General features: G+C 47.6%; 17 protein-coding genes. 2 read left to right on the plus strand and 15 right to left on the minus strand.

Going from position 1 to position 26026, the window contains the following annotated elements; genetic code table 11:
• The first annotated feature begins 72 nt into the window (after positions 1 to 72).
• Complete coding sequence (locus KU854_RS10485) at positions 73 to 1638, plus strand: DEAD/DEAH box helicase (RefSeq protein ID WP_218358651.1); 1566 nt, start codon at positions 73 to 75, stop codon at positions 1636 to 1638.
• A 255-nt stretch (positions 1639 to 1893) separates the two neighbouring features.
• Positions 1894 to 6441 carry an SslE/AcfD family lipoprotein zinc metalloprotease gene (locus tag KU854_RS10490; protein ID WP_218358510.1) on the plus strand — a complete coding sequence of 1516 codons (4548 nt, stop codon included), beginning with the start codon at positions 1894 to 1896 and terminating at the stop codon, positions 6439 to 6441.
• A gap of 47 nt (positions 6442 to 6488) precedes the next feature.
• Here KU854_RS10490 and KU854_RS10495 read toward each other — a convergent pair whose 3' ends face one another.
• From KU854_RS10495 to tagH, 15 genes are all read right to left on the minus strand, one after another.
• Complete coding sequence (locus tag KU854_RS10495; protein ID WP_218358511.1) at positions 6489 to 7268, minus strand: ETEC_3214 domain-containing protein; 780 nt, start codon at positions 7266 to 7268, stop codon at positions 6489 to 6491.
• 3 nt (positions 7269 to 7271) lie between these two features.
• Entirely contained in the window at positions 7272 to 7433 is a 162-nt protein-coding gene (locus KU854_RS10500; RefSeq protein WP_218358512.1) for a hypothetical protein, read from the minus strand.
• A gap of 14 nt (positions 7434 to 7447) precedes the next feature.
• Positions 7448 to 9043 (minus strand): transglycosylase SLT domain-containing protein, encoded by a 1596-nt coding sequence (locus KU854_RS10505; protein ID WP_255555519.1) that lies wholly within the window; start codon positions 9041 to 9043, stop codon positions 7448 to 7450.
• An 81-nt stretch (positions 9044 to 9124) separates the two neighbouring features.
• Positions 9125 to 9730 carry an LPP20 family lipoprotein gene (locus tag KU854_RS10510; protein ID WP_218358514.1) on the minus strand — a complete coding sequence of 202 codons (606 nt, stop codon included), beginning with the start codon at positions 9728 to 9730 and terminating at the stop codon, positions 9125 to 9127.
• Positions 9730 to 10722: a hypothetical protein gene (locus tag KU854_RS10515; RefSeq protein ID WP_218358515.1), complete on the minus strand. Its 993-nt coding sequence runs from the start codon at positions 10720 to 10722 to the stop codon at positions 9730 to 9732. Before KU854_RS10515 ends, KU854_RS10510 begins: the two co-directional genes overlap by 1 nt.
• Positions 10723 to 10744: 22 nt before the next feature.
• Positions 10745 to 11719, minus strand: coding sequence for an LPP20 family lipoprotein (locus KU854_RS10520; protein ID WP_218358516.1), 975 nt, complete (start codon positions 11717 to 11719; stop codon positions 10745 to 10747).
• Between the two features lie 438 nt (positions 11720 to 12157).
• A complete protein-coding gene (gene tssM, locus KU854_RS10525) occupies positions 12158 to 15700 on the minus strand; it encodes a type VI secretion system membrane subunit TssM (protein WP_218358517.1) in 3543 nt (1180 codons plus the stop codon).
• Between the two features lie 22 nt (positions 15701 to 15722).
• Positions 15723 to 17129 carry a type VI secretion system protein TssA gene (gene tssA, locus KU854_RS10530; RefSeq protein ID WP_218358518.1) on the minus strand — a complete coding sequence of 469 codons (1407 nt, stop codon included), beginning with the start codon at positions 17127 to 17129 and terminating at the stop codon, positions 15723 to 15725.
• A 9-nt stretch (positions 17130 to 17138) separates the two neighbouring features.
• On the minus strand, positions 17139 to 17840 hold the full coding sequence (gene vasI / locus KU854_RS10535; RefSeq protein WP_218358519.1) for a type VI secretion system-associated protein VasI: 702 nt from the start codon (positions 17838 to 17840) through the stop codon (positions 17139 to 17141).
• Positions 17813 to 19366: a sigma-54 interaction domain-containing protein gene (locus KU854_RS10540; protein WP_218358520.1), complete on the minus strand. Its 1554-nt coding sequence runs from the start codon at positions 19364 to 19366 to the stop codon at positions 17813 to 17815. Before KU854_RS10540 ends, vasI begins: the two co-directional genes overlap by 28 nt.
• A 3-nt stretch (positions 19367 to 19369) precedes the next feature.
• Complete coding sequence (tssH, locus tag KU854_RS10545; protein ID WP_218358521.1) at positions 19370 to 21976, minus strand: type VI secretion system ATPase TssH; 2607 nt, start codon at positions 21974 to 21976, stop codon at positions 19370 to 19372.
• A gap of 12 nt (positions 21977 to 21988) precedes the next feature.
• On the minus strand, positions 21989 to 22780 hold the full coding sequence (gene icmH / locus KU854_RS10550; protein WP_218358522.1) for a type IVB secretion system protein IcmH/DotU: 792 nt from the start codon (positions 22778 to 22780) through the stop codon (positions 21989 to 21991).
• A 3-nt stretch (positions 22781 to 22783) separates the two neighbouring features.
• Positions 22784 to 24118, minus strand: a complete 1335-nt coding sequence (gene tssK / locus KU854_RS10555) for a type VI secretion system baseplate subunit TssK (RefSeq protein WP_218358523.1) — start codon at positions 24116 to 24118, stop codon at positions 22784 to 22786.
• 2 nt (positions 24119 to 24120) lie between these two features.
• Positions 24121 to 24588 carry a type VI secretion system lipoprotein TssJ gene (gene tssJ / locus KU854_RS10560; protein WP_218358524.1) on the minus strand — a complete coding sequence of 156 codons (468 nt, stop codon included), beginning with the start codon at positions 24586 to 24588 and terminating at the stop codon, positions 24121 to 24123.
• Complete coding sequence (tagH, locus tag KU854_RS10565) at positions 24585 to 26024, minus strand: type VI secretion system-associated FHA domain protein TagH (RefSeq protein ID WP_218358525.1); 1440 nt, start codon at positions 26022 to 26024, stop codon at positions 24585 to 24587. Before tagH ends, tssJ begins: the two co-directional genes overlap by 4 nt.
• Positions 26025 to 26026 lie beyond the last annotated feature (2 nt).

The raw sequence follows: 26026 nt of genomic DNA on the forward strand, positions 1-26026 counted from the left end.
CAACCCAAATGAAAAGCGCAGAATAGCGCCCCTTTGCCGCTGTTCGGCATCCATCAAATGAGAAACGAATATATGGGTTTTACCGCTTTAGGTCTTTCTGCGCCAATCCTTCGCGCCATTCAGGAAAAAGGCTACGACACACCGTCTCCAATTCAGGCTCAGGCTATCCCTGCAGTGCTGGAAGGCAAAGACGTGATGGCTGCCGCGCAGACAGGTACAGGTAAAACCGCAGGTTTCGTTCTGCCTATTCTGGAGCGTCTGGACAATGGCCAACGCACCAAACCAAACCATGTTCGCGCTCTGATCCTGACGCCTACCCGCGAGCTTGCAGCGCAAATCCACGAAAACGCCGTGGTTTACAGCCGCCACACGCGCCTGCGTTCAAACGTGGTTTTCGGTGGTGTGAAGATCAACCCACAGATGATGGCGCTGCGTAAGGGCACTGACATTCTGGTGGCGACACCGGGTCGTCTGCTGGATTTGTACCAGCAAAACGCTGTGAAGTTCTCTCAGCTTGAAGTGCTGGTGCTGGATGAAGCAGACCGCATGCTGGACATGGGCTTTTTCCGCGACATTAAAAAGATCCTGGACCTGCTGCCGAAAAACCGTCAGAACCTGCTTTTCTCAGCGACTTTCTCCGCTGAAATCCGCGATCTGGCTAAAGGGCTGGTGAACAACCCGGTTGAAATTTCAGTGACACCGGCAAACTCCACCGCACGCACGGTTGAGCAACTGGTTTACCCGGCTGACAAGAAAAAGAAACCAGCGATGCTTTCCAAGCTCATCAAAGATGGCAACTGGAAACAGGTACTGGTGTTTACCCGTACCAAACACGGCGCAAACAAGCTTTCACACTTCCTGAATGACGAAGGCATCACTGCTGCGCCAATTCACGGTAACAAGAGTCAAAGCGCACGTACCAAAGCACTGGCTGATTTCAAATCCGGCGACGTTCGCGTGTTGGTAGCAACCGACATCGCTGCACGTGGTATCGACATTCCTCAGTTGCCACAAGTGGTGAACTTCGAAATTCCACACGTGGCCGAAGACTACGTGCACCGCATTGGACGTACTGGTCGCGCGGGTGAAGCCGGTAAAGCGGTTTCGCTGGTGTGTGCAGATGAAGCGGACGATCTGTTCGGTATCGAGCGTTTGATCCAGCAACTGCTGCCACGCGAAGAGCTGTCAGGTTTCAAACCTTCCACTGCGCTTCCGGAAAAAGCACTGGATACCCGCCCTATCAAGGCGAAGAAGCCTAAAAAGCCGAAGAAGCCACAAGCGCAAAACAAAGAAGTGAAAGCTGAAGGCCAAGCGGGTAGCAAGCCGCGTGGTGATAAACCTGCGCAGCGCAGAAAGCCAAGTGCCGCAAACGGTAAGCCACGCCAAAATGGTCAGGGCAAGCCAGAACAAAAACGCGATCAATCAAACCGTGAGCAAGGTTCAGGCGAAAACAAACCACGCCGCGAAGGTACCCGTAACGGTAACCGCAATGGCAATCCTGCAAAAGCAGGTCAATCACAGCAAAAGCCACAAGGCGACAGTGCACAAAAGCCGCGCGCGAACAACGGTAATCGTTCCATTAAACCACGCCGTAAACCCGCCGGTGATTCAGTAAAAGTCAGCTGGGGCGAGTACTGATACTCTCCCGCTTTAATCGCTACGGAAAGCCAGACTTCGGTCTGGCTTTTTTTCGCCAGCGCCCCCAGTCAGCGCAAGTCTTAACCTCTTAAAAGTACAAGGTTTAATCAATCCGTTGCCAAACTGGGCATTCGTTCAGTATTCATAAAATAGTTCTCGTTTCTTACCAATTCTTGCTGTAAAAATTGCCGCCTTTTTTCTTAAAAAACAAAGAAAAAATCATTTTTACCACCTGTGTGGTTTAAAGGAACGAGAATGCATAAGAAAAAACTATTATCACTGCTCATCGTAGCTGCACTCGCAGGCTGTAACGATGACACTGACTTGAATCAGTCTGTACTTCCTCCACCTGTCTTACCTGAAGAAGGGACTGACGGCTCTCCTGATATTGGTATGCCTGACCCTATGATTGCCGGTGAATTCTCTCTAGACGGTTCACTTGTATTTAGAGACTCAGTGACCTGCAATGGCGCTCCCGCACATCAGTTTGAATTCTCCCAGAATGACAGCATCATTTGTGACTATGAAGGCACCGTGCTGGCATCCTTTGACAATGTGTTTGGCAATCTAAAACCGCGCTCTGGCGAAGCGATTGCCCGACATCGCCTTAAATTGGCAGATGCGCTCGAATTTGACGGTGACGAAAACAAAGCACGTAACGCTATCGCACTGCTGAAGTCCGTTTCGCCAGCGAATGGCAATCAAATCGATATCGCGCTGACAACCACTCAGGACAAACTGGCGTTTGCATCCGCGTATAACAATGACCTGACCTTACCGGCGGAAGAATTCGACAAACTGCTGGAAGAAAAACCTGCCGAAGAAAACCTGGCAGACAAACTGCCAAGCTCCCACGTTCCTGAGGTAGAGCCTGAAGTGACGCCAGGCACGTCAACTGACCTCAACGCAGGTTTCGTTTCAGCCAACGCAGAAGAGGCATATCAATACAAACCCGAAGAGGCGATTACATCTCAAGGTGTGTTGACAGATTCTGCAGGGCTTCCTGTTGAAGGTATCTCCTACTACAGCCGTTCATCCCGCGGTAAGACCAACGATCTCGGTCAGTTTGAGTTTGTTTGGGGCGATTCCATTTCGTTTGGCATTGATACTTTTGAGCTGGGTGAAATCCGCGGTAATAAAACTGCGTTCACTTTATCTGAACTTGGTGAAGACCAGCGCGGACGCAATGCCGAAGCCTTGGTAAAGCGTTACGCAAAAGTTGACGGCGAACTTTTGGTTATTTCGGATGCGGTTGCCGCCACGTTTGCCCTCTATCCAAACGTTATTAATGAAGCGATCTCGCTGTCGCTCAATGACAAAGACACCGAACTGGCATTAGGTAATGGCACAACACAGACCGTCAAAGCGGAGTTTGAAACCCAGTTCAATAGCGGCATAGCCAAGCAAATTGATGAAGTGCTGTGTCCAAGCGGCTGTTTGACGTCTCAATCGCGTTTTACTCAAGAGAGCCAAATCCGGAATGCCACCGATGATCTTGCCAATATTCAGGGCGAGATTAACAAGCTTTGGGGTATTAATGATGCGGTAGCCGAAGGTTGGAAGCCGGTCGATAAATTCCACGTTTTTGCTGACGCGACCTGGTTCTACGGCAGTGTAGGTGGAGCGCGTGGTCAGGCGGCAGTGAATATCTCCAACCGCGCATTCCCAGTAATGATGGCGCGCAACGATAACAACTACTGGATCTCGTTTGGGGAACCGAAAGCTTACGATGAGCACGGTCTGGCGTATGTGACCGAAGCGCCTTCCATCGAGCGTCCGGCCAAAGTGGGTGGTAACACTGCTACCTTTAACCTTCCATTTGTCAGCATTGGCGAATTGGGCCAAGGCAAAATCATGGTGATGGGCAATGCCCGCTATAACTCCATCCTGGTTTGCCCTACTCATTACTCATGGGGAGCGGATCAATCCTGCACATCTAACAAAGATGGCGATGATATGAAGAACTTCTTCAGCAATGTCTTCCGCTATCTCACCAACCGCGCCGAAGGTGAGCGTATCAGTGTGGGCACCAATATCCCTCACGTCTACTTTACGCGGGGCACTATTACACTCGGCCATAGAGCTGACTACGTTATCGCTAAGGACTTCAACGTCGACACCCATCAGGTTTCAGATTTTTCGGATCTGAATCCGAAAGATATGCCTTTGCTGATCCTGAATGGATTTGAATACAACGGTGCAACTGGTGATGTTTACCTCCCGCCACACACAGCCAACACTTCACAACCTAAGTTGAGCAAAGAGGATGTGAATGCGCTGATTGAATACACCAGCAAAGGCGGAAGCATCCTTGTTATGGAAACCGTTCGCCGCACAAACAATGCGGGTGAACTGGGTCGCCTGCTTGATGCTGCAGGTATTGCTTTCGGTATGGGTGAATCTGTCGTTCCTACTGGCAATGGCCCGAATGATGGTTACGCTGATCGCGTTCGTTCTAACCGCGAATATGGCTTGTACATCATTGAGCACTACCCAGCTAAAGCTTCTGGCGCCGGTGAACTGCCAACCTTACCATACACTATTGATGAAGATGGCAATGTGGTTTGGGAACACTTACTGGAATCCCCACCCGGCAAAAAACCTGAGTTGGAAACGGCGTACTATGTCGAACAAGATGACGAAGGTAATCAGGTTCAGCACAAAGCCTTTATCCGCGAGGAAGACCATTTCGTCAGGGATGAAAATGGCAAGCTTGATCTGTCCGACGGCCATCCGGTTATCGATACTAAATCACTTTATAAAGCTATCGACGATTTGCTGTCGAAATTCGAAGTGGATGGTAAGCGCACTTATCAACAGTGTGTTCTGCCGAACTATCACTACGAAATTAATTGCCTGGAGTATCGTCCGGGGAACGGCATTCCGCTGACTGGCGATATGGCTCGTCCTATTTATACCAAGCTTGATTTAGGCAATGATGAAGCCCGTGCGATGATCAAAGCGGCTGATCTGGGCACCAATATTGAGCGTCTCTACCAACATGAGCGTTATTTCCGTACTCGCGGCAAGGAAGGCGAGCGTCTGAGCAGCGTCGATTTAAACCGTCTCTACAGCAATATGTCGGTCTGGCTTTGGAATGATCTAGAGTACCGTTACGAGGCTGGATTGGATGATGAGCTTGGTTTTGAGCGCTTCACCCAGTTCCTGAATTGCTACACCAAAGATCAGGGAGCCACCGGTACGTCCTGTCCTGTTGATTTGGGCCAACAGCTTGTTTCCATGAACATGGTTTACGGTTCAGATGCCGGTGAATACGCAGGCATGATGAACCCAAGCTACCCGCTTAACTATATGGAAAAACCATTAACCCGCTTAATGCTGGGTCGCTCTTTCTGGGATTACGACGTTAAAGTCGACATCCGTGAATTCCCAGGTGAGCCTACTGGTTCTGCGGCCGCTGAAAATCTCACGTTGGATATGAGTCACAAGGTCGTTGCGTACTATGCGGGTAACCGTCAGGCAACGGGTCATTGGGCAGAGGCGCATAAACCTTTCACTGTGTCAGTTTCCGGCAACAACACCCCGGTAACCGTGACTATTGCATTGCATGATGATCTCACCGGACGGGAAAAGCACGAATTGGCACTGAAGCGTCCACCTCGTATGCAAAAGAGCTTCACCCTGCCTGTAAATGGCAGCCAAGAGTTCACAGTGCCTTATGGTGGCCTGATTTACGTTTCCGGTGGTAACAGCGAAAACGTGCATATCAACTTCAGTGGCACTGTCGCCGCACCGCTGTTTGATTCCTCCAAAGGTGGTTGGGTGAATCCTCAAAACTCTCCTGCACCAATTGGGGATGTGGTATCGGCAAGCTTTGTGTATACCGCGCCAAAAGCGAACCTGAATGCTGCGAACATTGAAGGCGGTGTTAGCCAGTTTGCAGAAGATCTGGATCAATTTGCGCGCGATCTAAATGACTTCTACGCCCGCGATGAAGGCCTAGAAGGCAAAGACAACAAGATGGCAACTCACTCAGGTGCACCGAACAACCGTCATGCCTTTGTGAATGATGTGGCGATCAGTGTTGGCGCAGCGCATTCTGGCTATCCAGTAATGAACTCCAGTTTCAATGCGAAAAGCGAAAACATTCCAACAGCACCACTCAACGACTGGTTGATTTGGCATGAAGTAGGACACAACGCAGCGGAAGCGCCGCTCAATGTTGACGGTGCAACCGAAGTCGCGAACAACGTTCTCGGCCTCTACATGCAGCAAAAACACCATGGTGTTATGTCACGTGTTGAACGGGATATCCGCATCGCGCCTGATTTTGTGAAAGCAGAAAATGGCCACGCCTGGGGCGCGGGTGGTCCGGGTGAGCGACTGGTGATGTTTGCCCAATTGAAGGAGTATGCTGACACCGTTTTCAATTTGAATGACTGGTATGACGCTGAAAGCATTCCTGCTTTCTATTCAACGGCTGAACGCCCGGATATGAACGGTTTCAACTTCTTCAAGCTAATGCACCGTTTAAGGCGCAACCACAGTGAAGAAGGCTTGAACCTGAAAGGTAAAAACATGTGTTACGGGCAGGAATTATCAAAGAACGATGCCCTGATGCTCTGTGCTTCTTACGTGACGCAAACCGACCTGACTGAATTTTTCACCGCGTGGAACCCGGGTGTAGTGGCTAACATTTTGCCAAACACCACCGAGATCCAGTATGACGGTGGCATTTCCCCTGCAGGTAAAGAAGCAGTTGCGGCACTAAACCTGCCAAAGCCGCTGTTTAACCCGCTGGAAATAGATTCAGTCACTAAGGCTGATGTGTTCTACTTCTAACGAAAAAGGGAGCCAGATGGCTCCCTTTTACTTCGCTGAACAAACCATTACTTGGTAATGAGTCGGTACTCAGTCAGCGTCAGAATCGCATTCTCCAAAATACCCAGTCCTTGCATGCTGTAGCCGTAGAAGTTAGGCACAGTAGAATCGCGGAAAGCAATGATCTGTGTGGAGATATCGTCTCCTAACATCAAGCCTTCAGACAACTCAGACATGCGAGAGCGCTTTTCATCATCCAGTGGCGTAAGAAACTCTGTAAAACCAGCGACAGACGTATACAGATTGCCAAATGAACCTGCCGGACTTTCCTCAATGTAATAGCTCACAGAGCGCGAGTAGTTCACTCTCACATCTTCGATATTTTCAATATTGGAAAGATTTTGCTCCAACAAAAGCTCACCACCAGCATGCTCTTCAGTGTTTGGCAAGAAGCCTTCTTTCGGGAACACCAACAGTGCTGAGATTGCGCCATCTTGGGTGACGGCAGAAAGCACAAAGCGTTTGTCATCATAGTATCTGATGAACTCGCCAGAAGCGGTCTTTTTAACGTATACAGGCGCACCAAGGGTCTCTTCCAACACATCTTCTGATGCGCGGATGTAAATACGGTCTAACTTGTTTTTAGATGGAATATCCGTGAATTGGGATAGCGTAAAGTTGGAGAGCTTTTCTATGGCATCCCAAGAATCATTAAACCCGCCTAGTGCGATAACAATGATGGAAACCAGCGCAATCATTCTGGCCCATTTTTCACGCACATGGTCACGCAAGTTACGCTTTGTGACTTCCTCTACCGTCATTTGCTCATTGGTCTCAGCTAACGACATTCATTACCCCTTTAGATCTTCCAGTTTTTCAATTGCCGACTCGATTACCTGCTCGGAAATCGCTTCAATTTCATCTTCACTGACGTACTCTTTGATATCGTCAGCGAATCGCACACCAATAAAAACGCCCAGGCCAACGAGACCAAAGACAAAATATTTAAACACTTATCTCTCCAGGGTTACTGATACAAGGAAATACGGCCATTTACCTTGCGTAGGTAGTTTTTCGTTTCGTCGTAAGGAAGATTGTTAATGAGATGCTCATACACTTCGTCCGGCGACATTTGATTGATGACGTCTGCAGCCTTACGGATGTTCGTTGAACGATCTTTGTTGAATGCTTTTGCAACGTTACCCGCGCCAGTGTTGTATGCGGCAATTACGCAGTACATGCGGCTTTCTTCGTTGGTAATCGACTTCAGGTATCGCTTTTCAAGAATATTCAGATACGCCGTACCTGTTTCTACGTTTACTGGCGGCACATACAAATCTTTGGCCTTCATCGGCGCATCGATGTTGCGCATCTGCTTGTTCACGTCATGACCCGCGCTGGTAGGGACTACCTGCATCAAGCCATAAGCCGGAACGTGAGATTTCGCATCGGGGCGGAAGGAAGATTCGCTGTGCATGATTGCCATGACAAGTGCTGCATCGATATCCCAGCGCTCACTTTCTGTTTCAACCAGCGGCTGGTAGGCGGACGCACGCTCTTTTAACGCTCCCTGTGGCAGGTTCACCTTGTAGCTCACCACCTTTTTCTTCGGCTTCACTTCAGCGACTTGGGCAAGTTGCTCTGATAGCTTTTCTGAAACCGTTGGCTTTTGTACTTCAGGCGTTGGCTTTACTACCTCAGGTTTAACTTCGGGTACGTCAGCCGTATCGACCTCACTAACTAATACCTCTTTAGGCTTTTCAGCCTCTTCGACGTTATCGTTTATCTCGGTAGCGTTAACTGCACTCTTATCTTTATCAATCTGCGCTTTTGCGGTTGCAGCCTCCTTTGCCACTTCCGGCACTGGGGTTACAGGAACAGGTGCTGTTGGCTCAGTTTTGGTCGTTTCAGCAAGTTGTACGGGCTCAGGAATGCCAAGCTCCTTACGCTTTTGCTGGAACTGCTGACTGATAGCCGAAATGCGTGGCGCAGCCGATTGAATAATCGCTAACTTTTTCTTGTAAGCACGTTCGTAGATAAACGAAGCAGGTATGCCCGTATTAGCTTGAACCAAGCGCTCTGCCTGAACGTCCAGTTCGCGCATCTGGCTCTGAACATGGTCGAGAACAAATTGTTTCTCTTTCGCTTCTTGCTCGGCGGAATAATCAACAAACTCAACGTCTGGCTGAACACCAGTGACTGCAAGCTTGTTACCATCAACTTCTAGACTGGAAATACCTGCCAGCGCCTCGTCAACATCCGCATCGGCATCTACAAGGACAGAAACTGTCGCCGTGTTGTTCTCATAATCAACGACTTTTTTAACTGTGTTTCCTTCGGAATAATCAACAGCGACAGTTGCATCAGAAAGATCGCCACTGCCCCATTGTTCAATCAGCGATGCACGCTCTTTATCGAGATTTGCCGTGTAATTGTCACGCCACGCTTCGTACTCATCCAAATAGGCTTCTAACCAAGCATGAAATTCTTCGATTTGCTGGGATTTTGGTTGCTTGATACGGGCAGCTTCTCTGTCCAACTCAGCAAATGAATCAGATGCAAATGCGCTTCCACCCGCAAAGGCTACAGCGATGACTGCAGAGATAAATGTCCTTTTTCCCATCACTTTCATTACGACCTCACAATATAAAAAAGAGGTTATCTTCCGATAACCTCATTTAAATTCGTTTCAAACGTTTCGGGATTACAGCTGCTTCAGAGATTCAAGCGCGTTCGCCAGATCTTCAGCCGCTTTCTCGTTGTTGAACTGGTTCCATAGCTGGGCGTCTTGAGTCGCCGTATCAATCGCTGCGTTACGGTTTACTTTGTATGCTTCCTGATCCATGCCGACCAATACATACAAACCACCGGTTGGGCTAGCTTGGCTTACCAACACGCGACTGTCAGTCAACGAGCGGCTAACAACGGTCTTGGTGATGTTTTCAAACGTCTCCATCACTGACTCGCTAGCGCCTTCTGCGGAAGTTGTGCTCATAGAGCCTTCAACGGCTTGTTTGAACATATTGTTCACGTCGATTTCGAACTGAGAAGCCAGTGCAACACGCGCATCGTTAGCTGCAATTTTGCGCATGACGCTCATGCCTGCCGCGCTTTTCTTCGCGTAACCTGTTGCTGCGATAGCGATATCAGATGGCATCACGTCACAGATCCAACCTGGAGCTGAAACTTGTGGTGCATCTGGGAATGTACAAGCAGCAAAGTTCTGACTTTGTTCTACAGTCGCGTTGTTGCTGGAACACGCAGAGAGAACGAGTGCCAGCGATGCAGCAAGAAGACTCTTCGCTTTCATCAAACACCCCAGTTGTCAAGCTGACACTTAACATCCCAAACAGCACATTCTTCCGGAACCAGTTTCGCTGTGTCGCCCTTACGTAACTTCAACGACAGCTCTTCGTCGATAGCTACCCAAGAGAAGCTCGGTTTCACTGCATCTAATTCATGTTGTACTACATAGCCATCGCCAATAGTGTAGGTTTCAATATCACCCTCCTCAGATTTGAATACCTGAGAAAAAGAGATATCAGCACCTGGCTTGATACGCTTACCTGAGCCCATTGCCACTTTAACCATGGTGCCGGCTTCACACTGGCGCATTTCCGTCACCGGCGCTGATGGCGCCAGGAGTTTCTGCAGCTCAAAGTTGTGTTTTACTGCGTCTGAAGCCGCATCACTCGCCATAGAGGTGTATTGCGCATTTGAAATTGGGCAGCGCGAGTTATTAGTTTCAGATTCGAAATAGTCAGTGCTCGAAAACTCAATGCGCTGGATAACTTCCATCTCTGGCAGCGACACGACTTTGGCCACTGCTTTTACTTCAGTACGGAAATCACAGTGCGCTGGGTACACTTTGGTTTCACCTTCGTCATTGGTCTTCTCTTTACGCTCGGTAAAAGAGTACGAAAGGTCACTCGCTGTCACTTCAGTCAAAATTGCCAGATCTGCAATAGGAACGCCTTTGGTGTTCAGGCGACCGCTTTGCTCTGCCAGTTTAATCTCATTTTTTAATTTGTTAGCCAGCTTGCGGTCTACCATTTTGGCGCCACTTTTCTCAACAACAGCCTCCAAGTCATTGCGGAATACTGTTTGCAGACGACCTTTTGCTACATCGTCGAATGCCATATCAACTGGCAATACAATGACTTTAATATCGTCAGACGTTTTTGCTGGCGTTTTGGATGTTTCAATGTCGATTTGAGTGTTAGGAGGACAAACCTCTTTAACACTAATACAACCCGTCAAGATAGTTGATACAGCTACAGCCACTAACCCTTTTTTAAACACTTTAAATACTCCAGTGCAAATATTATTGTTTTTTTGTTAATCCCAATGCATGCCAGATCCCTATTTCTTCCAACTGTTGGGAGAAATGACGTTCTGCACCTTCATGAGATAGTTTGAAATTAGATACCGAATTACCCGTGGAGATTATTTCACCACTGGATATAGTTCTTGATTTGTTATCTTTCAAAGTGAGTTGAGTTACTTTTGTTGTGATATATGCATCACCCACTTTACTTTGACGATACTCTGAGTCCATTTTTAATACGTGAGAGTTTTTAGCGCTCCACTTCTGTGTTGTGCTAATCCCTTCCAAGTTAAATTTCTCAGAGATAAATGCTGCGCTTCTTTTATCCTGTCGACCTGGCTGTATGTAAACATACAGATCTGATTTCGCTTGGCTAACCTTAGGAATCAATCTAATGAGTTGACTATTCTCAGTGTCATATTTAACCCCCATCGAGGTCAGGATACCTACACGGACGTAATAATCTGAAATTTCATCACTCAGATCCCTGTTGTTCAACCACCACACCAATTTGTCTTGATGAGAGAAGTTCTTGATAACACGTACTGACTGCTCTTCAATCTGCGAAAGCTCTACAAGCAACTGATCTTTAACATTTTCACGCTTAACGCGAGCCTGAACATAATAGGCGATGTCATTCTGGTCAGTTTTTAGATACTCAGTGCCAGTAAACGTTAATTGTGCTGATTTTGCATTGACGGAATTTCGGACATTCTCGTTTTTTAATGATTCGTCATTAATTGCACGAAATTGTTCATCGGATGAAAAAGATGAGTCTACCTGTGTCCAAAGCTGTTCATTAATATTTGCTAGCGCTGACTTTTTAGCCAAATTAAGTGTTCGAGCTTCACCTACCGCGTATATATAGTCCGAATCTGAATTCGTTTCCAAAACATACCAATCTGGTGGTGTGGTAGATTTACAGCCAGACAGCATTAAAACCATGCTGGCAAAAACCAATCTTTTGAACATAAAACCAACCAATAAACGTGATAAGCAATCAATCCTCTCGGGACGAGAGCATTGCAACCAAATGCTGGTTTATTGGTATAAAGATCATGAAATATGTGATATCAGCCCAATAAACGGCGGCATTATCTAGATTGGATGTTGATAGATCAAGACAGATTGTCAGAAAAAAGACAGAAAATTGACTTAAACCACATATTGATAATTTTATTACCAATTAAGTAAGTATAGATAACATCTCATATTGAGAGCAGGTATGAAATTATAACCGCCATCTAAGATGGTATTATTTTGAGATCAACTAAAGAGGGCAAAATATCTCTCATCTTGAGAGTGTAAGGGCGATGCCTCATGTTTTATTTCTTTGAAGAATCTTAATAGCTGAATTTGGTGAGAAATAGGGCTCAATGCTTAAAGGTATTGAGCCCCTATTTAATATTATCAATACAGTGTTGGTGAGAGATTAAATCCTCTAAAAATCGAAGCTGTAAATGGATTACTATCAGCCTCTGAGTGCACGCGGTAGGTAACCTTGCCCCCGTCGATGTTGAATCTGTAATCTACACTTGTCGATGTTGACCCTACCACTTCAGCTTTTTCCAACATACGGAAGAATGCCCACGGACCGCGAATACTGATGCTTCTTGGCGAGGCATTATTTGCTGTTGGGACCAAAGTAATCTTGCTCACAGCAGCTTCCCTCAGTGTATTCGGCCAAACCAGGCCCACGTTTTTCCTAGGGCCATGGCTATATTCCACATATTGACCATCAACGTTAATAACGGAGCGACGCTTGTTGGCGGTCAACTCAATGGGTTCGATCGTGAACTCCACATCCAGCGCACCTTTTCGGTTAAAGAATGCCCGTTGAATTTTCTTCACGCGGTCAATTTGATGCTGCACATCCCTGCGGATTAAGGCTTTATCATTTTCTTCATATGAGAGGTCGTAAGAGTCATCCATAAACATTCGAAGATTGTTTTCATAGAATCGGCTTACAATTCCGTTTGGCGCAAAGAATGCCTCGAAATCATCCAAGGCAACATCCTTAGACGAACGCGGATTGAACGGGTAACGCGACGCCAGTTTGTTTTGGAATGGTCTGTAAACATCCACGGTCCAGCGTACTTCGAGGTAACGAACAGCCTCTTGCTGTACCACATACCAACTTTCATCCGCCAATTTGGTCAACATACCTTCAAAGGGTTGTGGCATGCCTTCCGCGATCCGTTGAAGTACATATATAGGGTCAGCGTTGCTTAGTGACAATCTGGCTTTTGTAGCTTCCAGTGCAGCTTTACCCGGGTCAGGTGCGTCGTTGATAGATTGCATATACATGGTCAACTGCGATACGGCCTCCATCACTTCATCCAAATAGATGGGCTTACCCGGCTCTGTAGTCACCAATCCGTTGAGATCTTTAAACTGGCTATCCACCATCGCAGCCACACGATAGCGCGGTGACGACAACAGCTCCTCCCGCGCGGCATCGTTCTCAGGCAGGTTCGGGAACAAGTCTGTGTTGTCCGTGACTTCTTCCAGTAACCGATGGAAAGGTTGGTTGTTGCCTGTAATGCTCTCCAGCACCATCACCGCGTTATGGAGATCGGTAAAAGATTTGAGATCGATGTTATTGGTCGCGCGACGCCAGACTTCTGAATAGTCCTGCACATATAAGTTTCGGATTTTGTCGCGGAGAACACGTTTATCTTCTTCAGAAAAATTGATTGTATCGCGCTGACCAAGCACCCAACTGTCAACCAGTGCCAACTCTGATACCGAATCAGACTCTGGAATAAAGTAACTTTCCAAACCTTTATTTGTGAGAAGACGTGGGATACGAATATTTTCATTTGAAGCAATTCGCTCATTGAAAACGACATCAAAAACCGGACCAATCGCCGTTGCCAGATCAAAAGAGGAACCAAGTACGACAGTCGAAGCTTGTTTTAGGTTTCGGTAAACACGCTGTTCAATCGGCATCCTGCTCAATCTTCTTTGGGCAGAACGGGTTACACCGTCATAGGGTGCCAGTATCTTCTCCGCATAAGCCTCACCGTTGCGTCGGTCACCCACAAGATCGGTATGGTTCATTGCATAGTTAAGGTGTGTCATCAAACGCTCTTGCGTCTCTCGATCGCCTTCGTATTGCGCCTGCCATTTGGATGCAAAGTAGCTCTGAACGATATCTTTGTAACGGCCATCATCGTCGGTCATCATGCGAAATACACGAAGTGACGCCAGCCTGTCCTCATCATTTTTGGCCCAAACCACATCGGCAGCGGCCAATTTCATCAGTGCAGGAAGATAACGCGTTTTCAAAAGGCCCAAATACGTTTTCTCAATTTCCGGCCCAATCAGGTGGCCCTGATACAAACCAAGGTCCGAAAGATACTTAGGTTTTTCTCTGAAGAGACCAAACTCCATGGTGGCTTGGCGAATGGTATCCAGCGGTGCGAGGACATCGATGCCATTGTCAAAATATGTTTGACCGGAATATTTGTCCTCATATTCATTCACTTTATCGAGGACAAACTCAGCCTGGCTGACATTTTTCAGGTAGTACTGGTGCCATGAGCCTACTAGCAAGGCTGATGCAATACCACAAGCCACCATGGTTAGCGCGGCAAGTTTGCGCTTGCTTTTGGCTGCCGATACATTGTCCGACGCTAAACCAGCCTCTGGATAAATGATGTTATCGAATAAATAGCGCGTGAAGTATGTCGTGGAATTAGGCGCATTTTGGGCTGTGTTCACAGAGTGTGAGAGTCCATATCGTCTTGATGCGGAGTCTATGAACGCATTCGTCGGAACGCCCTGCTGGAAAACAGACGTGAAATAAACGCCACGTACCAAAGCAGGCGTCGAAAATTGATCACTGGAAAAGGCATCCTTGAGGTAAAGCTTGAGGACGTCATGCATACCCGCCATCTGGCGACTGAAGCTGTAAATCGCCGTGCGGTCCTCGCCATCAAAATTTTGCATTAATACATTTGGCAGCATCTTATTGATGCGTGAAACGAACTGCCCAAATTCGGCATCAAACTCTTCCAACCACGAATCAAGATCATCAACCGAATCCAGGGTAAACGTAAAGCCCAACACCTCTTCACGCTCTTTCTTGGAATAGTGGCGAAAAAACGGCTCAAATCCGTAAAGTAGATCCAGTTTGGTCAACGAAATATAAATCGGTAACTGGGTTGATATCGACTCCATCAACTCCCTAAGGCGGGCACGGATAAGATTCGCATGTGCTTTTCGCTCGCTGGTTGTTGAGGTTGCAAGTTTTGCCACATCTAATGCCACCACAACACCATTCAAAGGTCTGCGGTTTCTCGTTCTGTTCAACCACTGAACAAAGTGCGTCCAAAGCCGGCTCTCTAACTCACCTTGCGCACCTTCGTGGGCCCGCTGTGTAAGGAGTTCTCCATCTGGGTCAATAAGCACAGAATTGTCGCCAATCCACCAATCGAACGAAAATGGATTGTCACTCTTCTTGCCTGATGCCCGCATAACCGAAGAAAAGACAAAATTCTGTCCTGAACGATTTATCAGGCTGGTTTTACCCGCGTTCTCTGCCCCCATGACTAAATACCAGGGCAATGTATAGAGGTAGTCACGCGTGTTGAGGCTCTTTTTCAACGAAAGAACGACTTTATTCAGCTCTTCTTCCTGACGCTCTTCGAATCTTTGTATTGGATCCTGCTCGAGATGACGCTCCCGCGCTTGATGTTCGTGATAGACCTTCAACTTTCGCCATTGCATTACGCCCCAAACCGCTAGCCAAAGCAGCGAAAACATGACACTTGCGATTAAACGCGACGTCACAGACTCAAGGGGAAATGCACCATCGATATTAAGCCAAGGGCCCGCCCACCAAATTGCAGCGTTGATCAAGAGAAAAATAACGACGTAAAGAACAGGTAAACCCGCTTTAAAGACAGGCTTCACTCTATACAGTATTGATTTAATTCTGCTGTACATTTATTTCGTTCCCTGACTTCAATTATGACTTAGCAACACTTTCCAGGCGTTGTATCAATTTAGGTTCCCAATCGGTCAGCGATGTGTGTAACGCTGATTCGAGCAGGGTGTTGTAATGTTGATTCGCCATGGCGGAAAGTTGGTTTTTTTGCATTACATCAGCCGATAACATGCGCCAATAGAATTGATCGCGAGGTTCTTTTGCTGACGACAGGCCTTCATTCAACATGGTCAGCGCAATTGAAAGCCCCTCATTTTCAGCAAGAGCCAGTGCCTCTCGCCTTTTTGAATCCCAATCTGACGAGCTTGATGCTCCACCTTCACTCCCACTTTCACTACCTTCAATCCAACGTAGGGTAGGCTCACTGATAAAAGGTGCGCCGCCTTTGAACTTCAACTTTTCAATTCCTGGCACTCTCTTGAAAAACTGCCTCACCTCAGAGGCCAGTGATTCAGCAGACTCTGTATCCCCAAGTTTTAGAGCGATGCGATAACTGAGGAAATGACCATCGATCCAATAAGGTGCGACGGTAAGGCTCTGTTCTACCTTCTTCCAAAGCTCCACATCGGCGCCTTTATTGAGAGATTCTTCATACTCAGCAATGCGGTCGACGGATACGGGCATAAGTTGGGTTTCTCCGTTTCCATCCGCATCAGGTACCGACGTGATAGAAAACCAAATTGCAAATCGGCGGATCCTCGTCGCCAAAGCTATACCACCGTCCAACTCAGCGATGAACTCCGCCAATCGAAGCAGTGTTTGTTTCGTCGCGCGCTCTGAGCTCCCATCAATTTCAATCTTTCCCGGTTGTGGACTGGTTGAAATGCTTGATGCGCTCTTTGCTTGATTGCTTGATTCAGGTTGCGGAGACTTAGGTTCACTCGCTTTTATTTTCCGGCTAAGAGCCGATGCAAACATGGCGATATTATCAACAGGTAAGGCTTTATTTTCCGCCGCAACTTTCAATTCTGAGATAGCTTGTTCTAACTCTGCTTTTTGCTCCGAATCGAACATACCACCATCAATTTTTTCAACTGACTTTTCAGTACGCTGAATAATTTGGTTGAAAAATTTACGCCGAATATTCTCGCCTCTGGCACCCGCTGCAGGATGACAGTCTTCCCAATAAAGGGAGATAAAATCAGAGAGCAAAAACAGTGAAAGGGTGAAGCGCTCGGGATGGGGCTGATACTGCAAACACTGCAGTAGATGAGTCAGCAGCTTGAGGTCTTTGGTTTTCTCACTCAGCAGCTTGAACGCGCCTTGTTCCGCCTCTAACCAATTCACATCTCCATGGGAAAGCGAGCCAACTTTCATCATCTGGGCTTCTACGAAGTCCAGTTGTTCATCATCAACTAAACGTTCCCCCACTGACGTGCTGCCCACAATGGGTTTTGCTAAACATTCTCTATATGTCTGAATATCCATATGACCCACCTACCAACGACACACATTACGCATGGGTTGAATGGCTTGTTTGAGACCAGACGTATCAAATGTCAGGTTACCCACTTCCGGCTGATTTGATCGCACAACTGCGCGCGGACCAGACAATAGCGACTTCATCACTTCAATGGAGGGTAGACCCCGCCCCGCCCGCAAAATATTTCCACTGTCGTCACTCAACCAGCGCTGGCTTATGCTGAAGCTTGAAGCGGTCACAACCTTTACAACGCCAGCAGGGGTCGGCTTTGGAAGCACCAGTTCCACGCGGCTAATGTTGTCGAAACAACTGAACATCAAAATTGGCATTTTGCTCTTGTCCTGGCCTATATCCGGTAAGGCAGTAGCCGTCATCCAGATGCCCGATTTAGGCTGTTCAGCGTTTGCGTATCTCAGAACGAAGCCCGTATCATCAAGATTCCTTGCGTTTTCGCTTTGTTTGGCGCGAACCCATTCTTCGGGCTTTTCCTGCTGGAATGAGAAAACCTCAGCGGCATCAAGGGGAGTCTCAAACACGCGGTCGAAACAGGCTAAACGCTCCAATCGCCCGGAGATATCAGTGCATGCTGAAGCAGACGTAATCAACGCATCTTTCGTCTGGCCAGCAACGAAAAAGCTGGAAGACGTCAACATTGCAAACAACATGCAACGCGCTAAACGATACTGCATCATTTGCCTATCTCCATCTTCAAGCATTTATGGGCGAGAGTCCGTTTGGGCAAACCTAAACTTTCAGCAGCTTTGGTGCGATCACCGCCGTAGCTAGAAAGCCGGTAGCGAATCACACTGCATTCGAACTCCTGGACAGCCGCTTTGAGATTGTCGATGTTTTGAATATCCATGCCGATGTAGTTGTCCGCATTGACATCTTCGTTATTGGCCGCTGTTTGGGTTTGCTGGTTAAGAACGCGGGCACTGAAACTGTCTGCTCGGATTTCATCACCACTGCTGGTTATCGCACAGGCATATTCGATCAGGTTTTTCAGCTCTCTCACATTGCCGGGAAACGCATGTCGGTTGAGAAGATCAAGCGCAGCGTAGCGAATCCCCTTCACCGAGGCTTCCATCTGCCGGTTGTACTCTGAAATAAAATGGCTGCACAGATTCGGAATATCTTCTTTCCGCTCCGCCAATGCAGGAACAAAAACAGGGAACTGGTTTAGGCGATAAAAGAGGTCCCGCCGAAACGCCCCTTCCTCAATTTTGGCTTGCATAGCAACATGGGTCGCAGCGACCAATCGAAAGTTAGCTTTTACTTCTTGCGTCGCCCCAACTGGTCGGAATGTGCGGGATTCCAGCACTCTCAACAATTTGGCCTGCAATGCAATTGGCATATCCCCAATTTCATCCAAAAACAGGGTTCCGCCCTCGGCATCTGCAACTAAACCGGCTTTATTTCGCTCAGCACCTGAGAATGCGCCTTTGACATGGCCAAAGAGCTCACTTTCCAATAGGTTCTCGGGTATCGCGGCACAGTTAATCGCAACAAATGGTTTATCTTTCCTGTCAGACAACTCGTGGATTGCACGTGCAACCAACTCTTTCCCTGTACCTGTTTCACCGCATATCAGTACATTGAGTGCCGTGTGCGCTGCGGTGACAATATTGTTCCGGAGTGATTGCATGGTAGTGCTTTCACCAATGAGCACTTGTTTTAACTCAAAGGCTTTTTCTCTTTGTTCTTCACTGCTTCGAATACGCTTAATCGACGAGCTAAGCGCAGATATTTGGCGGTGATCTTCGCCTAGCTCTTTGAGCAGATCTATCTGGTTGATGAAAATTTCACATATCCGCCGCCACTGCTGGTCGGCCAGAAGACCACCAAGTAAAACGGCTGAGCCAGTCACGGTAACAAGTAGCTTCGTTCCCCCCTTGCCCAAAGGAAGAGGAACTATCAACACACTTTCTCCGCGTTTGCGCAGCCCCATCAATTTGACAAATGAAGGATCCTCCAGCCAATAATTAAGCTTGGCCGGGTCAAGCAACATAGGGGATGACGATTGGAAAACGTGCGCAAACGGATGGGTGAAATTGTCAATTTCCCACTCGAGCAAATTTCCGCCTTCACACGTTTGGAGCTTCCTACCCTGCGCACACGGCTGCACTACCCATACATTGGTTAGCTGCAAGGTGTTCTTTACTTGCTTAATAAACGCCGACGGCAACTTTGATAGGTCGCGTACACCTGTGATAGTCGCCGCAACGGCAAGCCAATCGTTCATTGCTTACTCCACCTCGCTGACAAATTCACCTTTCTCTGCTGTGAGTCGCACCTTTTTAACCGGCTCCCGAATGGCCAGTTTGTTTAGCAGAGCCAATGACACTGGCGGCAACAATTGTCCCTCAATGATGGCTTCCAACATTCGCGCGCCATTTTCCGTGCGTGTAGCCCTGCGCTGAATCTCTTCGATTAGGCAATCATCAACCTCTGTTTCCGCGCCGTAACGGTCGGAGAACAGTTTGACCAACCGTTGTAATTTACCCTTGATGATCGCATTCAAGGTGTCGCCATTCAGGGGCAGATAAGGCACGGTTTCCATTCGCGCAAGCAATGCCGGTTTGAAAAAGGCGGCCAGCTCTGGGTAAAGTTTTTCTTCCAGACATTCAGGCTGCTCTGCGTAGTCCACAATGGTTTGGTAACCAAGGTTTGATGTCAGGAAGAAAACGATGTTTTGGCAGTCAATGACGCGGCCTTCACCATCTGCCAGCTCACCTTTATCAAAGGCTTGATAAAACAGATTGAGCACTTCAGGGTGGGCTTTTTCTACCTCGTCCAACAACACGATGGAGTAAGGCATCTTACGAATTGCTTCCGTTAGTACGCCACCTTCTCCATACCCTACATATCCTGGCGGTGATCCAATAAGGCGAGAGACCGTGTGTTTTTCCTGATATTCAGACATGTTAATGGTGGTGAGGAACTGCTTGCCGCCATAAAGCAATTTGGCAAGTTGTACGACGGTCTCAGTTTTACCCACGCCACTTGGACCCGCGAGTAGGAATGCACCTTTAGGGCGTCCTGGGCGTCTCAAATCTGCCCGGGCAGTCAACAAATTGCGGTGAATGACTTTCAGTGCAACATCCTGACCCTTGATCTCTTCACCCAACAAGTCCGGCAAATGAGTGATGCGGCTAAGCTCATCAGTATTCATCTGGTCAACAGGTACCCCGGTCCAATCCCCGACAACCTCGGCGATTTGCTGAGCATCAACATGGGGATGCACCAGCCTTTCATCATGGGGAATTGCTTCCAATTGGGCGTAAAGATCTCGAAGTTCCTCTCTCAATGCTGATGGGCAGTCTTCAGATGGATCGTGTTCACCGTGAGTTAGAAGCTGTTGACGCTTTTCGATGACGGTCGCCACTAGGTCTTTCTGTGCGTGCCACTCTTGCTGGAGTCGCTCTTTTTCATTGCGGTCAACTGCTTCCTGCGCCTCCAGCGCCGCCAATACGGAGCGGTCTATGTCATAACCCAGCAATTCCTGACGTGTGAGCATGTCAATTTGGCGCTGACGCTGGATGGTGCGGGTTTCGAGAGCAGCTAGCCTGCGAGGTGGCGCGCCTAAGTTGATCGCAATTCGTGCACAAGCGGTATCGAGAACGTCTATTGCTTTGTCCGGCAATTGTCGACCAGACACATAGCGCTCAGATAATTCCGCTGCGGCAATAAGTGCATCGTCGCTGATAAGAACTTGGTGGGCCTTTTCGTAGACTCCGTGCAATCCACGCATGATATCTACGGCTTGTGATACTGATGGCTCCTCCAGCTTCACCAGTTGGAAGCGGCGGCTTAATGCTGGGTCTTTTTCAAAATACTTTTTGTATTCTTTCCATGTAGTTGCAGCAACAGTTCTAAGCTCTCCCCGGGCCAATGCGGGCTTCAATAAATTGGCAGCATCACCGCCCCCCTCTTGAGCACCTGCACCAATCATAGTGTGGGCTTCATCAATAAAGAGAATGACGGGTACAGGAGAGGTTTTCACTTCATCAATAATACCCTTAAGACGTTTCTCAAATTCCCCTTTGACTGCCGCCCCTGCCTGCAGCAACCCAAGATCCAACGACATGACATCTATGCCTTTCAATGAATCAGGGACATTTCCATCCACAATCCGCTGAGCCAGCCCTTCTATAACAGCACTTTTCCCGACACCGGCATCACCAACAACGATCGGGTTGTTTTTTCGGCGGCGACAAAGGATATCAATCATCAGACTGATTTCATCGTCGCGGCACAATACTGGGTCTAGCTCACCTTTTTTAGCCAAGTTTGATAGATTGGTGCAGAAGCGATCTAGTGCTGATTCGCCACCTCTAATTGGCGATTTGATGTCACCCGATGTATCGGATTTCACCGACGTTTCTGCTGAATTTTCTGTTAATGCCGCGAAATGCTTTTTCAGTGATTCACGGTTAATATCTTCAAAGTGGCGAATTAAATTCAGTGATAGGTACCTGTCAGGACGCATCAGTGCAGCAAGAAAGAGCATCCCCGAACGGATTTCCACATGGCCAAACTCCGTCGATCCCAACATCCAGGCGTCTTGCAACAGCTCGATCAATAATGGCGAAAAGGAAGGCGTCGTTTCTGGTACCGTTTCTCGACTTAGCGTCTCGCCCGTAAGCTGCCTAACAGGTTCAAAATCATAACCCGCACTTTTTAGTATGACGCGCACATCTGACAAGGGGTTGTCTAAAAGAGTAAAAAGAAAATGCTCTACAGTGACTTCCGGATTCTGACGTTCAATACTCAGGGCCCCTGCCTGCTCTAAAGCCAGTTTTGTCTGCGCGTTTAGCTTTCCAATTAATGTTGGTAGTTCAATACGAATCACGCTTTCACCTTTTTACTGAAGAAGTTTATTAAGCTGCTGCAACACATAAGACGTTTTGTTGCTGAGCAATAGTGAATAAATCGCAAATGCCAGGGTGATAATAGAAGCCGTTCCTGCAAATATTCCCCATAACGGAAATGAATTGGCGTGGCTATATCGGCTCTTCTGAATATTATCGACAGGACGAGTCAGTGATATTTTTTCGTCATCTTCATGCTGGCGTAATTGTTGATGAAGCTTATTTAATACTTTTTCGTATTCTTCCCGACCTTTCTCCATGACCTTATATCGCCCCTCAAATCCTAGGGTCAGACAAAGAAATATAAATTCGAGTAAGGTTCTATAGCGGTCAGGGTCAGATTCTAATCTCGCGAGTATGGTGAAAACTTTTTCCCCACCCCAGGTTTCGTTGTGAAAACGCGTCAGCAACGAATGCTCAGCCCAGACACTGTCAGCCCCCCAAGGGGTGCTCATTATTGCTTCGTCAATAAAGGAACACAGGACATAGCGGTACGCGATAATAACGGGGTGCTCAAAGTTGCTTTCCGCCAGTTCTACCTCAATCGCTTTAACTTCTTCGACTGCCTGGCGGTACATGGCTTCAACATTGTCGCAATACGCCAATTTGCGAACACGCAAAGCCATACCCAGGAGAGGGGTTGCTGCATCAATCAAAGGATTGTCGTTGTCTCCACGCAGCTTGAACCAATAGTCCTGGTCAGCATCTATGTTGGTTGCTTCATCAAATAGAAGGTGATCATAATGACGAACTCTATCGGGAGCATCGATATACATTTCAGCCATTGTTTAGCTCCTTATTGCCCAAAACTGCAGATCCATATCGGGGAATTGTCCCGCCACATGGAAAGCAAACCCGCTGGCGTTAGTAAGCATTGCCCAGGCAGCACTCGATTTATCCAATTGGTAGTAGGTGTACCCTGCGTGGTAAGGAAGTTGGCGCGGTGCCACTGGAAGAGGTGACAGCGGGATACCGGGCAACTGCAAGGATATGAGTTCTCGGATTTTTTCCACGGAGGCCACTTTTGTCTGTTGGACAAACAACTTTCTGAGCTCGTCCATTGGCATTCTCGCCCTTACAGCCAGGATGAAATCCGCATCGCGCAACAAACCCGAATCCTGCAGAGGTGCAACCATAAGGCCATATTTGCGCTGGTGAAGCTGGATGGATACCGCCCTTGGCTCCAAGACAATACTCAGTGATTGCCGCAACCGGTTTAACAAGGGTCGAAAAGATGAAACAGGCATATCGTGCTGATAAGGCAATAAATCTGGGGCCATTCGGCTTTCATCGGTAAATGTTGCAAGTTCACCGCACATGCCAGCAAGCACATCAAATAGCCTCTCAGGATGTAAACTTCTGAGGTTTGATAGATGCTGAAGTTGGGGCTGCATGCGGTTAAGCGATTGTAACAACATAAAATCTGAAACATCCGCGACGCCACCTTGAGAGGGCGAGCCAATGCGTTGAGCAATATTGCGCGCTCTCTCACGCATCAGTCCTGCCAATTCGCCAATTAAACGGCTAAGTGCAGAGACACCACCAACATTGAGATGACAGGGAATAAAGTTTTCATCTAAAAGCACACTGCCATCAGGACGCTTTTCCAATATTTTCGCTATCGCAATAGAGGCATAAGCACTGCGGTCTTCACTGTCGAGCATAAGCTTGAGGCAAACAGGGCTGACATCGATGGACGCTGTATCTCCCTGATAAGTATGAATATCGCGCACTTCCCTGCTGGCGGATACATATCGTCCGGAACCGGCGTGGTCGGGCCACGAAACCTCTGTGATTGCATCACTTCGCAACGGAATAGCCAAATAAACGACTTGATTCGCCGCTGAACCGTCAATGACTTCCAAAGCTTCTGGGGGCATATCTTCTTGCGGAACTTTAAATACAGTACCGTCAGGCATGACGCCAGAGACACTGTCTAATGCAATTCTTCCAAAGCTCAAATACTCTGCATTTAGCGTCATGGAAGTTATGCCATAAAGATAACGACTGACCGAAGATATTCTCTCTTCAATCTGATATTCCAAATTACGCTGCTGCTGCTGAAAATGCTGTGGTTTAATAAATAAACCTTCATTCCAAACCACACGATTGCGCGCCGACATGATTATTCCACCTTATCGAGAACGATTTCTTTATTGTCGAGGAATACGAGCAGGTGATATTTCCTACCAATTGGTAATATTTTTACGACCTTTTTCCAATCACTGGCATCAGGGTCAGAGAATCGTGCCATAACGGCAATATATCGGGTGTCTTTATCGATAGTGAATTCATCTATAAATTTGAACTGTCCAGGCACCATTGAGTAGTCACGATGGTCAAGGTAATTACTTTTTAATGCCTTTCCAGCACTGCGGGCTAATTGATCGTATCCAGACGAAAGGAACATTGAGTCATCTTCAAGTTCGAATACCTGCACTTCAATAGGCGTTGCATCACCGCTGACATTTGGGTTAACACTTTGTGTCGCTACAATGCTGTATGTCACTGTCGTTGGCATATCCTTTGGAAGATCTGCACTTGAGCAACCGCCTAGCGCAATTAAAAGCATGCCTGCAAATAGGTTTTTCATTGATTCAAATCTCCGGAGTGGTTTTCACGAATTTTTCTGTCATAGGCCTGGTCAAATATTTCCCAAAAGAGTTTTTCAAATCCTTTTTGGCGCTCTGAGGTCAACTCTTTGTAATAGCTCTTGTACATACTCCAAGCCCATGCGTCTGCAGATTCAGGTGATACCTGACCGGGTCGTCGGTATGCACTGAAACGACGCATCAAAGTGTCAGGAGAAAAAGCACGCAAAATCTGGTTTAGCGCTTCAGTTGTTGCGGTCTGCACAGCATCATTGTGATGACGCACATTCGATAAACTCTCGGCAACAGCTGACGGGGCGGAAAGGTGAACAACACTTCTATCTGGGTTGAACATAGTCTCGACAGTTTCTTCATACGCCAGTCCAAGCCTGAGCGGGTTGTCTTCGATTGGCTGAAGATTCTTGTTCATCATGCCAAATCGGCTTTCTTCCACCTGGCGATGAAGATCGAGCAGCCCTCTAATAGCAGACTGCAAAGAAGCCCCCATTTCTTCAGACAAAGCCTGCATTTCAGCCATATTGGATGGATTGCCGGTCTGAACACCAAGCCCCCTAAACAGTGGCCCAGTGACGAGGTGATTTTGTTCGTCACCATCACCGTATTTGCCTGATACATCGCTGTGATATACGTATTCTTGATAGTCGTTATTGTCTTTTGACGAGTATTCCATCCCTACATCTCTTTCAAGACGATCGAGGGCTTTATCATCCATGCCGTTTTCTCCAACTTTTTGAGTTCCTCTCAACATGATCGCCGAGCTCATTTCAAAATCACTGTCTGCCTGAACTGTCTTCATCCCCCTCAACCAACCTTCTGCCTTGGCAAACAGACCAGCGCGCCTCTCCTCTGACGACGGCGCGCACAATATGTCATCGTTCTCTACTTGTGATTGGCTGGAACTTGAAGAGAATGAATCAAGAGCGCTGAGTGGGTCATCGATTTCAGCCACATCGGCAAAATCGCATTCATCAGACTTTGCTTCTGCTCCAATAAGGGGGGCATCTTGTTCGAGACCAAAAACGTTGTCGACATAGTGGTGCTGAGCGGCCTTTACGTTTACGTCGCTCAATTGAATTCGAATTTGATATGGCCCGATAAGAACGACGTCATTGTCTTTTAAACGGGCATATTTACCAGCGCCGACAGGCATCGTTGCACCATTCATATAGCTGGCACCTTTAACGTCGAGCAGGCATAGCGACCCGTCAACATCCACAATTTCTGCATGATGCTGGAATACGCGGCCGCTGCGATCGTATAAATACCAATCATCTGAATGGCTTGAACCTATGCTCCCACCATTGTTAAAAAACTGGTATGAGGGAGATAACCCAGCTTCAAGCTTTTGTGTGTTGACCACAACACAGCTCGCTATTAATGCTTGAATGCTTTTAATTGCCGGTAATTGATGCGTCATTT

Source organism: Enterovibrio paralichthyis (assembly GCF_019209835.1).
GTDB classification, from domain to species: domain Bacteria; phylum Pseudomonadota; class Gammaproteobacteria; order Enterobacterales; family Vibrionaceae; genus Enterovibrio; species Enterovibrio paralichthyis.

Bases quoted from the DNA above. Each gene is read 5' to 3' on its own strand.
- KU854_RS10485 (WP_218358651.1), top strand. From the start codon at position 73: ATGGGTTTTACCGCTTTAGGTCTTTCTGCGCCAATCCTTCGCGCCATT.
- KU854_RS10490 (WP_218358510.1), top strand. From the start codon at position 1,894: ATGCATAAGAAAAAACTATTATCACTGCTCATCGTAGCTGCACTCGCA.
- KU854_RS10495 (WP_218358511.1), bottom strand. From the start codon at position 7,268: ATGTCGTTAGCTGAGACCAATGAGCAAATGACGGTAGAGGAAGTCACA.
- KU854_RS10505 (WP_255555519.1), bottom strand. From the start codon at position 9,043: ATGGGAAAAAGGACATTTATCTCTGCAGTCATCGCTGTAGCCTTTGCG.
- KU854_RS10510 (WP_218358514.1), bottom strand. From the start codon at position 9,730: ATGAAAGCGAAGAGTCTTCTTGCTGCATCGCTGGCACTCGTTCTCTCT.
- KU854_RS10520 (WP_218358516.1), bottom strand. From the start codon at position 11,719: ATGTTCAAAAGATTGGTTTTTGCCAGCATGGTTTTAATGCTGTCTGGC.
- tssM (WP_218358517.1), bottom strand. From the start codon at position 15,700: ATGTACAGCAGAATTAAATCAATACTGTATAGAGTGAAGCCTGTCTTT.
- tssA (WP_218358518.1), bottom strand. From the start codon at position 17,129: ATGGATATTCAGACATATAGAGAATGTTTAGCAAAACCCATTGTGGGC.
- vasI (WP_218358519.1), bottom strand. From the start codon at position 17,840: ATGCTTGAAGATGGAGATAGGCAAATGATGCAGTATCGTTTAGCGCGT.
- KU854_RS10540 (WP_218358520.1), bottom strand. From the start codon at position 19,366: ATGAACGATTGGCTTGCCGTTGCGGCGACTATCACAGGTGTACGCGAC.
- icmH (WP_218358522.1), bottom strand. From the start codon at position 22,780: ATGGCTGAAATGTATATCGATGCTCCCGATAGAGTTCGTCATTATGAT.
- tssK (WP_218358523.1), bottom strand. From the start codon at position 24,118: ATGTCGGCGCGCAATCGTGTGGTTTGGAATGAAGGTTTATTTATTAAA.
- tssJ (WP_218358524.1), bottom strand. From the start codon at position 24,588: ATGAAAAACCTATTTGCAGGCATGCTTTTAATTGCGCTAGGCGGTTGC.
- tagH (WP_218358525.1), bottom strand. From the start codon at position 26,024: ATGACGCATCAATTACCGGCAATTAAAAGCATTCAAGCATTAATAGCG.